This is a genomic window from Terriglobia bacterium (assembly GCA_020072785.1).
GTDB lineage: Bacteria > Acidobacteriota > Terriglobia > Acidiferrales > UBA7541 > Acidiferrum.
In genome coordinates, this window is record JAIQGG010000002.1 from 11774 (window position 1) to 23974 (window position 12201).

The following is a 12201-nucleotide window of genomic DNA, read 5'->3' on the forward strand; positions in this document are numbered from 1 at the left end:
TCCACCCCACAAACAAAAAAGCAACCCTGTGGGGTTGCTTTCAACTTTCAACTTTCAACTCTCAACTCTTATCCCTTAACTTCCACTTCCGTCCCCGCAATCTCCACCAGCGCCAGCTGCCCGCACGCCGCCATCACGTCCCGTCCCCGCGAATAGCGCACGAACACCGGCACGCCTTTCGCCAGCAGAATGCTGTGAAAATCTTCGATCCGGCTCGGCGTAGGCTCGCGATAGGGCAGCTCCCCCGGGTTCCACGGGATCAGGTTCACTTTGGCCTTCACTTTCGCCAGCAGCCGCACCAGCCGCCGCGCATCCTCCGGCGCATCGTTCACCCCGCCAAGCAGCACGTATTCAAACATCAGCTGCTCCCACTTCCGCAGCGGATACTTCTCGCAGGCCTCCATCAGCTTCGCCAGCGGGTACTTGCGGTTGATCGGCATCAGCGCGTCGCGCTGCTCGTCGTTCGACGCGTTCAGCGAAATCGCCAGCCGCGGCCGCACTTTCTCCTGCGCCAGCCGCTCGATCCCCGGCACGATCCCGCTCGTCGAGAGCGACACATGCCTCGGCGAAAGCCCCACGCCCTGCTGGTCCAGCAGGATGCGCACCGCCCCCATCACCGCGTCGTAGTTCAGCAGCGGCTCGCCCTGGCCCATTAGCACCACGTTGGTCTGCGGCGCGAGCTGTCCCTTGTGCTCTTCCAGCGCCACCAGCACCTGCGCCACGATTTCCCCCGCCGTCAGGTTGCGCACCAGGCCCAGTTGCGCTGTCAGGCAGAAGTGGCAATCCACCGCGCAGCCCGCCTGCGTCGAGATGCAGATCGTCTGCCGCCCCTCGCTGGGCATGAACACCGCTTCGACCGACGCCGCCCGCGCCGTGCCTCTTTCCTCGCCCGGCGCCAGCGCAAAGAGATAGCGCACCGACCCGTCCTGCGAGACGAACCGCCGCGTGATCTCCGGCAGCGTGATCCGCGCCTCTTCGCTCAGCCGCGCGCGCAGCCCCGCCGGCAGATTGCTCATCTCCGCGAAGTCGAACTTCCGCTCCGCGTACAGCGCGTGATACACCTGCACCGCGCGATACCCCGGTTCGCCCAGCCCCGCGAAGTATCCCCGCAGCTCTTCTTTCGATTTCCCCAGTAGTTCCGTTGCCATCAGCCTGCTCAGCTACCTCACTCTTCATCTTAACACGCGCCTCGCTGCGCCCTTGCCGGCCCCCGCCCCGCCGCCCCGCGCACAACCGCCCCCCAAAACGCTATAATCCCCTGCCTGTGCCGCCCGCAAGCCCGGGCGCGGGGGATACACGATGGCTGACCGCTCGGCGATCACACCGGCAAAAGACCGGCTGCCGATTCAACAGTGGGTCGAAGGCCTCGCCGCCATTCCCGAGCCCGATTTCACCATCCAGCGCGTCCACGCCTATTTCTCTCAGCACGCCATCCAGCCCGCTACTCTCGCCCCCTATCTCTTCTTCTCCCAGGGCAACTACACTCGCAACCTCATCTTCAAAAACAGCCTCTTCGAGTGCATGGCCATCTGCTGGGAGATCGGCCAGGGCAGCCGCATCCACAATCACCGCGATCAGTACTGCTGGATGGCCGCTCCCATCGGCCGTCTGCGCATCCAGAATTTCCGCGTCGAAGCTCGCGACCCCGCCCGCGGCACCTGCCGCATCTTCCCCGCCGGCGTCGTGGAGATGACCCCCGATCAGTCCGCCTGCGTCGATCCCGCCGAGCCCGTCCACATCGTCCTCAATCCCCCCGAATACGCCCAGCGCGCCGTCAGCATCCACGTCTATTCCAAGCCTTTCGACAGCTGCGAAGTCTACCTCCGCGAGAAAGGCACCTACGCCGACGTCCCCCTCCACTACACCAGCGAATATGGCCGCCTCAACCCCGCCGAAAAGCTCCTGTAGCTCCGGCCGGAATTTTTCCTGGCGCAGGCGGGTAGCCGGCGTCTTTCCCACTGTTATTTCGCCTTTCCCGCCCGCCTGTGTCAAAATTGGACAATGCACACGGAGATACGCGACATCCAGCGCCAGGTCCTGCCCAACGGCCTCGTCGTCGTCACCGAGACTATGCCCCACGTGCGTTCTGTCTCTGTCGGCGTCTGGGTGCGCACCGGCTCGCGTTCCGAGCCCGCCGCGCACAACGGCCTCGCCCATTTCCTCGAGCACATGGTCTTCAAGGGCACCGAGCGCCGTTCCGCCGAGGAGATCGCCCGCTCCATGGACTCCGTCGGCGGCATGCTCGACGCCTTCACCGCCAAAGAGCTCACCTGCTTCAACGCCAAGGTCCTCGACGAGCACCTGCCCATCGCCTTCGACGTTATCTCCGACCTGATCCTCCGTCCGCTCTTTGCCCCCGCGGACATCGAGAAGGAAAAGCAGGTCGTCCTCGAAGAGATCAAGATGGATATGGACAGCCCCGAGCACGTCCTGCACGAGCTCTTCACCCAGGGCTTCTGGCCCAACCACCCCCTGGGCCGCCCCATTCTCGGCACCCCGGAGAGCGTCCGCGCCTTCAGCGCCGAAGCGCTCTTCGCCTACCACCGCTCCTGGTTCGCTCCCGACCGCCTGGTCCTCACCGCCGCGGGCAATGTCACCCACGAGCGCGTCCTGGAGCTGGCCGAGCGCGAATTTTCCGCCGTGCCTCCCGCGGGCCCCATCGCCAGCCCCCGGGCCCCGCAGACCGAAGCGCCCATCCGCTTCGAAAAAATGCGCGACCTCGAGCAGGTGCACCTCTGTCTCGGCGTGCCCTCCTATCCCCTCGCCCACGAGCGCCGCTTCGCCGTCGCCGTCCTCAACAACCTCCTCGGCGGCGGCATGTCCTCCCGCCTCTTCCAGAACATCCGCGAAAAGCTCGGCCTCGTCTACGCCGTCTTCAGCGAGCTCACTCCCTATTCCGACGCCGGCATGCTCAGCGTCTACGCCGCCACCGCTCTCGAAACTACCGGCCAGGTCGTCGACCTCGTGGTCCGGGAATTCCGGGCCATGAAGGAATCTCCCGTCAGCGTCGAGGAGCTGCGCCGCGCCAAGGACCACCTCAAGGGCTCCATCATGCTTTCCCTCGAATCCACCAGCGCGCGCATGTCCAATCTCGCCCGCCAGGAGCTCTATTTCGACCGCTTCTACTCCCTCGACGAAATCCTCCTCTCCATCGAAGCCGTCACCCGCGAGGAGGTCCACGCCATCGCCTGCGAATTCTTCCAGCCCGAGCAGATCGCCATCACCGTCCTCGGCAATCTCAACGGTTTCTCCCTCGACCGCAACCGCCTCGCCTGCTAGGTTTTGAACCTTCGCATCGGGGAAAGAGTTCTATCCGTCCGGTGTGTGAGCCGGCATGCAACTTTTCTGCAACCTGTGGTGTCCAACAAATCTGTAGGGTACTGTATCGTTGGGTCTATAACTTCTAACTGCGGTCCTATGGAGGATGCGTATGCATACGCGTTATGGGTTGCCGGTGTGTACGGCTATCCTATTTGCTTTCTCGATTGCTCACGCCCAGGAAGTCCAGGTCAACCGCTCCAACAAGACCATTGAGGTTAGTGTCAGGGAAACAGTGAAAGTTGAACCGGAAATAGCACAGCTTCACATCGGGTACAGGAACTATGCCGCCACTCACGAGACGGCTGTTGAGCAAAACGTTCAAGTAGCCAACAAAATTACGAAAGCTTTGCAGGATGCTGGTGTTCCCAAGGACGCGATCGCAACGGAAACCATTCGTGTGGATCGCACGCGCGACACTCAATATAGATCGAATAGTACAACCCTTGGCGAATTCGTCGCGAACCAGGAGTGGATGGTCGCCGTTCCGGTCTCTGCTTCCGAAAAGATTCTGGAGCTGGCCATCCGCAGCGGCGCAAATGTAGTGGAAGAGGTCAATTGGGTTGTGTTAGCCCCGGAAAAACTTAGAGAGCAGGCAAATGTCGCCGCGCTGCAAAGGGCACGTACTGTCGCCGAGCAGATGGCCAAGCAAATGGGTGCAAAGCTGGGTGATCTTCTCTACTTGAGTAACATCGAGCCGGAGTTATTACGCCGAGGTCTTGGTGCGGGAGGGGGCGGAGGCAGCATGTATCAAATGTCCGCGGTCATGCCGCCGCCCCCGCCTCTGCCTATTCACTTGTTTCCCGCAAAGGTAGAGGAATCCGCCACCGTCACAGCTGTATTCGCATTAGAGTAACTGCTTTGCTGTGACGGGATCTTTGTAAGGACGTGGTTGACGCGCGCGCACCGCTCTGCCATCATCCTGCAAGTTGTAGGAGTTGTAGCGCGGGGCGATAGCCCTGCGGCTTTTTCCCCGGGGTGACCGATCGGCTTGCGCGTATCCATTCTGGCGTCCGGCAGCTCGGGCAACATGACCCTGCTCGAGACCCCGCACACCCGCCTCCTCGTGGACGCCGGACTCGGCAAGCGCGAAACCCTCGCCCGTCTCGCCGCCCTCGGCATCGACCTCGATGGCCTCGACGGCATCGTCATCTCCCACGAGCACACCGACCACTGCAGCGGCCTTCCCCAGGTCCTCGGCCTGTGGAAAGCCCCGCTCTACGTCACCGAGCCCACCCTGGACGCCCTCCAGCGCACCCTCCCGGACACTTTCGGCAAGCGCCTCGCCGCCGTCGAAACCATTCACGCCGGCCAGTGCTTCACCGTCGGCGACATCGAGGTCCACGCCTTCGCCATCCCCCACGACGCCGCCGATCCCATCGGCTTCACCTTCCGCAGCAACGGCAGCAAGATGGCTCTGGTCACCGATCTCGGCTACATGCCTGAGCTCGTCAAGCACCACCTCCGCGACGCCGATTGCCTCATGCTCGAATCCAATCACGATCTGGACATGCTCAAGGTCGGCCCCTATCCCTGGGTCGTCAAGCAGCGCGTCCTCAGCCGCACCGGGCATCTCTCCAATCATGCGGTCAGCGAATATCTCTGCGATCCCGAAGGCTTCGACGCCCGCGCCCGCTTTCTCGTCCTCGCCCATCTCTCCGAGCAGAACAACAACCCCGAGCTGGCGCGCATCTCCGCCGAAGAAGCCTTGAACCGCCGCCCCCCCGAAGCCCCCTTCCGCGGCGAACTCCTCATCGCCTCCCAGCAACTCCCCCTCCAGCCCCTCGATCTCTAGTGTGCTGCGGAAAACTCCTTTTCCTTCCGGTTTTGTAGATGCCGGGCTTTAGCCCGGCATCTTGTTTTTATGCTTTGCCCGCCTGGAAACGGCCCCTGCACTTGTTCTAGCCCTTTTTTCGCAGCCTGCTAACTTTTTCCTTACCTCCTCCCCTCCGAACTTTCATTGACGGGATAGGAGATAGGGCCGTCGTAAAGCTCATGCGCGTGCGCTGGCGCCGCGACGCCAACGCGGCGATTCCACTTGTCCGGTTATCCGACTTATCAGGACTTGGCAGCAAGCGTTCCATCTACATCGCGCTATACTGCCACCTGACCACTCGTACGCGATCCTCGTCTTGGCGAGGAACATATGGATCGATTGAAATTATTCGTGGCCCTAGTCGTGCTTCTGTGTACCGACGCGGTTCTCGTTGGGTCGGCGCAAGACAAACAAGACCAATTGACCATAGATGCAACGAAACAGCAGTCGGGTCCCGTCCGGGGCCGTGGCCCCTTTCCGGGCTCCCCTACTCCGGGCCACTCAGCGGGTCTGCCTATTCGGCTTGAGCTGCAGGTTCCAACCGGTGAACTGCGACCCGACGGAACAACAGTCGTTGATTTCATAATTACCAACGTCGGGACTGAACCCATCAAACTTCCTTCTATTCTTGTTAACCCCGATAACGAGGGGACGGAGGTCCTTACCTTATGGTTGACCTCAGACGCAATCAGGGACCAGTATCTGAAAAATCGAAACGGGGGTTTGGTCAGGATAGAGTCTGTCCCGCTAAGTGCAAAGCTATATGGGCGAGACGACGACCCAACGAGCTCTTATGCACTTGCCCCGAATAAGTCAATTCGAGTGCACGGTTCCTCACCTCAGTTGAAAGCAGGAACCTATTCGCTCATAGCTCATGCCGAGCTTGTTCGCCTTTCGAATGGGACCTCCAACGGATTAGGCACGGCAGACTCGGATGCTGTAACGAAGACCTTTTCAACAATTAGTCCCACATCTCGATAAACGCGCTTACCGGAGAAGTCGGTGCACGGACGGTAGCCTTCTAAGCTGGAGGCCACAATTCCACCTTGACCCCAGCTTCTTCCAAAAGGCGTACCAATTCTTCTCTATTTCGCTTGATTGAGGCATTGTCGCCGGGGGCACGTACTCCGTTCTCTTGCACTGCTACGACGAGGCCATAGGGCCATGCGATGGACGGTAATTTTTCCAAGTACGCGACCACGTCCGCAGGTGACATCGTTGGCGTGTCCGTAGCGGCGCTGCTTGGTCGGGCATCAATCCCGTTGGCTTGCACCATCAGATAGGGATTCAGCCAATCACGCGCATCCACAACGGAGCGGTACTTATTCGAGTCCGCAGGAGGGATGCGATTCTTGAGCGTGGATGTTCCTCTGTCGGCGACCCTCTGCATACTCGTGCGCTGCGAGCAGGAAGCGACAGCAATTACTGCACACAGGGAAGCCGCAAGTAGGCATCGTGCCATGCGTCGCATTATAGCCTGAATTTGTCTCCGCATTTACGCGGGGCAACTTGGCAGAATCGGGGTCAGGTCCTGGTAAACGACTTATCAGGACTTACGGCAGTTCGCTGACAGATTGTTTCCGAGTAGCCCGTCATACGGCCATGTTGCGCAGCGCTCGATCCAGATCGGTCCAAAGGTCCTCGACGGCCTCGATACCCACGCTCAGCCGCAGCAGCGCCGGAGGCAGGTGCTCCTGCCCAGGAATGCTGGCCCGCCGTTCGATGGTGGACTCGACCGCGCCCAGGCTGGTTGCGTGTTGGATGAGCTGCAGCCCGGCGCATACGGCGTCAGCGGCGGGGGCGCCGCCACGCACGTCGAACGAGATAATCGTGCCGAAGCCCTTGAGTTGGCGTCGCGCGGCCTCGTGAGTTGGGTGGCTCGCCAGGCCGGGGTAGCGCGTCAGAGTGATGTTTGGATGACGCGCGAGGCGCTCGGCCAGTGTCATCGCGTTGCGCTGCGCACGCTCCAGCCGCAGCGCCAGCGTCCTAGCCCCGCGGACCGCGAGAAACGTTTCGAGGGTGCCGGGTGTTGCACCCGCCAGCTCCCGGGCCTGCCGCAGCGCGGCCAGCAGGTTCGCGTCGCGCACGGTGACGACACCGCCGAGTAGGTCCGAGTGTCCACCGATGAACTTCGTCACCGATTGCACAGCCACGTCGGCCCCGAGCGCCAGTGGACGCTGATTGAGCGGCGTAGCGAATGTGTTGTCCACGCCCAGGATCGCGCCACGCTTCCGCGGTGCGGCGCAGATGGCGTCCAGGTCAGCCACTGTCAGCAGAGGGTTTGAAGGCGACTCCAGCCAAATCAAGTCGGCCACGCCGCACATCTTGATCCAGCCTGCGGTGTCGGCCACGGCGACGCGATGCACGGTCCACCGGCCGCGGCTTTGGCCAGCTTTGGCGAGTCCCGCGACACCCTGGTAGCAGTCGTCCGACAAGGCCACGACCGAGCCTGTGTGGAGTTGATCGAAAATCGCCGCGATCCCCGCCATGCCGGAGGCGAAGGAGACCGAAGAGCCACCTTCGAGGCCGCCGACGATCTCTTCCAGTGCCTCCCAACTCGGCGTGCCGTCGTCGCGAGAGTACGCACGGCGCTCGCCCAGCACGAAGTTCGACGCCGGGCATGGCGGTACATTTAGCGGCGAGCCGGGGCGCCGGTCCCGTCCTGCCGAGACCAGCCACGATTCGACCGAACCTGGATCACCCGCGTTGTGCCCTGTCTTATCCCTCGATGTCATTGCTCGATTTTAGCAAATGGCCCCTTCCTAGGAAACACGACCATTGATGCCCTGGACCGTTGGCCCACGTGTGTATCGTCGGCCACTCGGATCTAACCATCTAGGTCCCGATAAACGCAGCATTTATCGGACAAGTGAAATCACCGCGTTGGCCTCGCGCCGCCGACACACGCCATGAGCTTTGCGGGCATCCCCGCCGCAAATTGCACCACACTAGTGCAAAATTGGCCGTTTTGAACGGCCCTATCTCCTATCCCAAACTTTCATTGACACTCCTGGCGCCCTCCCCTACACTTTCTAAGTTCTTGGTAGAGGCGCGGAAGCCATCAGTAGCCGGGCGCGCAGTTCCGAGCAGCATCGGAGCTCCTGGCCAAAGGGGCACAGCAGTTTTCCGCCGAAGTCGCTGCGTTCGCTGAAACCGCAGCGGTTGGGGGCTCAGGTCTAAGGCCTGTCCACTGTCATCCGTGAAAACGGGTGGAGCGCTATCGAGTGGCAGCGGCCCCGAGCCTTACCTCGCGGTTTCTCCTTCTCGTTTCGTTTCCCCCTGAAATGCCCGGTGCAAATGAATCTTTTTGAATTGACGCGTGCCCTCGTGGACATCGACTCGGTCACCAATCACGAGCAGCAGGTCGGCGACTTCCTGCTGCGGCATCTCTCGCCCCTCGTCAACTCCTTTGGCGGGCATCTCGAGCAGATGGAAGCCGGGCCGCAGCGCAACAACGTCTTCGCTTGCTGGGGCCAGCCCGTGGTCACCCTCTCCACGCACATGGATACCGTGCCGCCCTTCTTCGCTTCCCGCGAGGATGACGGCTTCCTCTGGGGCCGCGGCGCCTGCGACGCCAAAGGCATCGTCGCGGCCATGATCGCCGCCGCGGAAAAACTCCTGGCCGGCGGCACCCGCAATTTCGGCCTGCTCTTCGTCGTCGGCGAGGAGCGCAACAGCGCCGGTGCCCAAGCTGCCGCCGCGAATCCCCGCGGCTCGCGCTTCCTCATCAACGGCGAGCCCACCGAAAACCGTCTGGCGCTCGGCTCCCAGGGCGCGCTGCGCTACGAAATCACCGCCCAGGGAAAACTCGCGCACTCGGCCTATCCCGAGCTCGGCCATTCCGCCATCCACGCGCTTCTCGATGTTCTGCACGACATCCGGCAAATTCCCCTGCCCGAAGATCCGCTGCTCGGCCGCAGCACCCTGAATATCGGCACCATCTCCGGCGGCCGCGCCCCCAACGTCGTCGCCGACCACGCCCAGGCGGAAATCATGTTCCGCCTCGTCGGCGATCCCGCGGAACTCCGCACAGCCGTCTCTGCGGCCGCCGCCAACCGCGCCGAAGCCCGCGAAGTCCTCTACACGCCCGCGCTGCGCCTCGCCGCTCTTGAGGGCCTGCCCACCACGGTGGTCGCCTTCACCACCGATATCCCCACCTTCGCCGGCGCCTGGGGAACGCCCTTCCTGATTGGCCCGGGCAACATTCATGTGGCGCACACCGCCGAGGAACGCATTTCCAAGAAGGAATTATCGGAAGCCGTGGAAATCTACGCGCGCATGGTCAAGCAGCTTCTCGCCACCGGGCAGGGAATCGCCCGATGACCCACGGCATCGCCATCGTCGGCTACGGGAAGATGGGGCGGCTGATCGAACAGCTTGCGCCGGAATATGGCTTCGCCGTGCGCGCGAAATTCGACAGCACCAGCAATCCGCGCGGCGCGGGGCTGACCCGCGAAACTCTCCGCGGCGTGGACGTGGCCCTCGAGTTTTCCGCTCCCGATGCCGCAGCCGAAAATCTCCGCCGCCTGGCCGCGCTCGGCCTCCCCGCCGTCGCGGGCACCACCGGCTGGTTCGAACAGCTTCCCGCCGTCCGCGCTGCGGTGGCCGCAGGCGGCGCCGGCCTGGTCTGGAGCGCGAACTTTTCCGTCGGCGTGAATCTCTTTCTCCAGGTCGTCGCGCAGGCCGCCGCGCTTTTCGCGCAACACCCGGAATACGAAGCCTGGGGCTGGGAGATTCACCACGCCGCGAAAAAAGACGCGCCCTCGGGCACCCTGCGCAAACTGGCCGAGGAGATGCTCCGCAGCGGCTACGCCCGCCCGGTGAACCTCAGCGCCAGCCGCGCCGGCGCGCATCCCGGAACGCACGAGATCGGCTTCGATTCTCCGGCGGACACCGTCACCCTGCGCCACACCGCGCGCAGCCGCGAAGGCTTTGCCCGCGGCGCCTTGCGCGCCGCGCGCTGGGTGCTCGGCAAAAAAGGTCTTTTCGAATTTCGCGAAATTCTCGGCGAATTGGACGCCGGGTAATTCTCCAGGAGGAACAGGCGATGTTTACAGGATGCGGTACGGCCATGGTCACCCCCTTTCGGCGCGACGCTTCGCTCGATGAGGCAACCCTGCGGCGGCTCATCCGCCGGCAGATGGAAGCGGGCGTGGATTTCCTCGTGCCCTGCGGCACGACCGGGGAGAGTCCCACGCTCACCCGCGAGGAGCACCTGCGCGTCGTGGCGATCACCGTCGAGCTGGCCAAGGGCCAGCTCCCCGTGCTCGCCGGCGCCGGCGGCTACAACACCGCCGAGGTCATCGCCATGGCCCGCGAACTCGCCGCCCTCGGCGTGGACGGCCTTCTCTCCGTCACCCCTTACTACAACAAGCCCACGCAGGAAGGCCTCTACCAGCACTATCGCGCCATCGCCGCCGCGGTGCCCCTGCCCATCATCCTTTACAGCGTGCAGGGCCGCACCGGCGTGAACATCGAGCCGGCCACGGTCCAGCGCCTGGCCGCCATCGACAACATCGTCGGCATCAAGGAGGCCTCCGGAAATATTTCGCAGATGGCCGCCATCCTCAATGCCGTGCCGGAGCGCTTTCTCGTTCTCTCCGGCGACGACGCCCTCACCCTCCCGCTCATCGCCCTCGGCGGACGCGGCGTCATCTCCGTCGTCTCCAACGAAATCCCCGCGGAGATGGCCTGCCTGACGCGGCTCTGCCTGCAGAACGATCTTTCCGCCGCGCGCCAGTTCTATCGCCGCTATCTTCCCCTGATGGAAGTGAACTTCGCCGAGTCCAACCCCATTCCGGTGAAGGCGGCGATGGCCATGATGGGCCTGCTCGAACCCGTCTGGCGTCTGCCGCTCGTTCCCCCGCGCGCGGAAAGCCAGGCGCGCATTCGCGGCGTCCTCGAATCCCTGGGTCTCGTGGAGAGGACGCATGTTGCCATCGCCAGTTGACCGCTTCGCGGTCGCGCGTGAAGTTGAGCGGCTCTTCGACGCGCCTCCCGCGCAGTACACCGAAGAACATTTCCGCCTCTTCGCCGCGTTCAAGGACGCGCTCAACCGCGGCGCAGTCCGCGCCGCCGAGCCTGATCCCGCTTCCAAGTCCGGCTGGCGCGCCAACGCCTGGGTCAAGAAGGGCATTCTCCTGGGCTTCCGCATGGGCACGGTCGTGGACATGTCCGTCGACCGCTCTGCGGTCGCACTGACAACAACCCCCGCTCTTCAGCCCTTTTTCGATAAGTCCACCTATCCCGTGCGCCCCCTCACGCTCTCTGACGGCGTGCGCGTCGTCCCCGGCGGCTCCAGCATCCGCGACGGCAGCTACATCGGCCGCGGCGTCGTCTGCATGCCCCCCATGTTCGTCAACGTCGGCGCCTACGTCGGCGAAGGCACCATGATCGATTCCCACGCGCTCGTCGGGAGCTGCGCCCAGGTTGGCCGCAACTGCCACGTTTCCGCCGGCGCGCAGATCGGCGGCGTTCTCGAACCGGTTGGCGCGCTCCCGGTCATCCTCGAAGACGACGTTCTGCTCGGCGGCAATTCCGGCGTCTATGAAGGCACGGTCGTGAAACGCCGCGCCGTCCTGGGCACCGGCACCATCCTCAACCGCTCCATTCCCGTCTACGACCTCGTCCGCGACGCCGTCTACACCGCCACCGGCACCGAGCCGCTCATCATTCCCGAAGAGGCCATCGTCGTCCCGGGCTCCCGCGCCGTTTCCCATCCCGCCGGCAAGCACTGGGGCCTCTCCCTGCAGGCCGCCGTCATCGTCAAATACCGCGACGCCAAAACCGACGCCCGCGTCCAGCTCGAGGACCTCCTCCGCTAGTGCTGGGTCTCGGGAATATCTTTCATTTCTCCTGAGGGGGTCGGAGCTTCAGCTCCGACATTAAGTTGCGGGAACCTCAGGGGTTTTAACCCCTGAGGACGACCCAAACATATGCAGCAAATTTGTGAGACAAAACACTAGCGGAAGGCGAAAAAGCAAGCGCTTGTCATCCTGAGTCCCGGTGTCTTTTACCGGGACGATCGCAGATTCCGGACCGGCCGGAAAGGATCTCAACGGATGGCG

The 12201-nt window shown here is 63.2% G+C and carries 10 protein-coding genes; 8 read left to right on the forward strand and 2 right to left on the reverse strand.

Translation table 11 applies throughout. The features are described 5' to 3' along the window. Positions 1-68: 68 nt before the first annotated feature. Positions 69-1148: a 23S rRNA (adenine(2503)-C(2))-methyltransferase RlmN gene (rlmN, locus tag LAN61_03335; GenBank protein ID MBZ5539536.1), complete on the reverse strand. Its 1080-nt coding sequence runs from the start codon at positions 1146-1148 to the stop codon at positions 69-71. A 151-nt stretch (positions 1149-1299) separates the two neighbouring features. Between rlmN and LAN61_03340 the strand changes: the two genes are divergently transcribed. The 4 genes from LAN61_03340 to LAN61_03355 all read left to right on the forward strand — a co-directional run bounded on the left by LAN61_03340 (position 1300) and on the right by LAN61_03355 (position 5113). Next, positions 1300-1908: a cysteine dioxygenase family protein gene (locus LAN61_03340; protein ID MBZ5539537.1), complete on the forward strand. Its 609-nt coding sequence runs from the start codon at positions 1300-1302 to the stop codon at positions 1906-1908. A 93-nt stretch (positions 1909-2001) separates the two neighbouring features. Further along, positions 2002-3279, forward strand: a complete 1278-nt coding sequence (locus tag LAN61_03345; GenBank protein ID MBZ5539538.1) for an insulinase family protein — start codon at positions 2002-2004, stop codon at positions 3277-3279. 151 nt (positions 3280-3430) lie between these two features. Further along, a complete protein-coding gene (locus LAN61_03350) occupies positions 3431-4174 on the forward strand; it encodes an SIMPL domain-containing protein (GenBank protein MBZ5539539.1) in 744 nt (247 codons plus the stop codon). A gap of 174 nt (positions 4175-4348) precedes the next feature. Further along, on the forward strand, positions 4349-5113 hold the full coding sequence (locus LAN61_03355) for an MBL fold metallo-hydrolase (protein ID MBZ5539540.1): 765 nt from the start codon (positions 4349-4351) through the stop codon (positions 5111-5113). A gap of 1613 nt (positions 5114-6726) precedes the next feature. Here LAN61_03355 and LAN61_03360 read toward each other — a convergent pair. Next, the gene (locus LAN61_03360; protein MBZ5539541.1) at positions 6727-7869 is read right to left on the reverse strand and encodes a PLP-dependent transferase; all 1143 of its coding nucleotides are present in this window, start codon (positions 7867-7869) and stop codon (positions 6727-6729) included. A gap of 562 nt (positions 7870-8431) precedes the next feature. Here LAN61_03360 and LAN61_03365 point away from each other — a divergent pair. Genes LAN61_03365 through LAN61_03380 form a run of 4 tightly spaced genes read left to right on the forward strand, consistent with a single transcriptional unit; the run spans position 8432 to position 11958 of the window. Next, positions 8432-9457, forward strand: a complete 1026-nt coding sequence (locus LAN61_03365; protein ID MBZ5539542.1) for a M20/M25/M40 family metallo-hydrolase — start codon at positions 8432-8434, stop codon at positions 9455-9457. Beyond that, on the forward strand, positions 9454-10161 hold the full coding sequence (locus LAN61_03370) for a dihydrodipicolinate reductase (protein MBZ5539543.1): 708 nt from the start codon (positions 9454-9456) through the stop codon (positions 10159-10161). Before LAN61_03365 ends, LAN61_03370 begins: the two co-directional genes overlap by 4 nt. Before the next feature lie 20 nt (positions 10162-10181). Then, positions 10182-11084 carry a 4-hydroxy-tetrahydrodipicolinate synthase gene (gene dapA / locus LAN61_03375; GenBank protein MBZ5539544.1) on the forward strand — a complete coding sequence of 301 codons (903 nt, stop codon included), beginning with the start codon at positions 10182-10184 and terminating at the stop codon, positions 11082-11084. Next, on the forward strand, positions 11065-11958 hold the full coding sequence (locus LAN61_03380; protein MBZ5539545.1) for a 2,3,4,5-tetrahydropyridine-2,6-dicarboxylate N-succinyltransferase: 894 nt from the start codon (positions 11065-11067) through the stop codon (positions 11956-11958). The genes dapA and LAN61_03380 overlap by 20 nt, the downstream gene beginning before the upstream one ends. Positions 11959-12201: the final 243 nt, after the last annotated feature.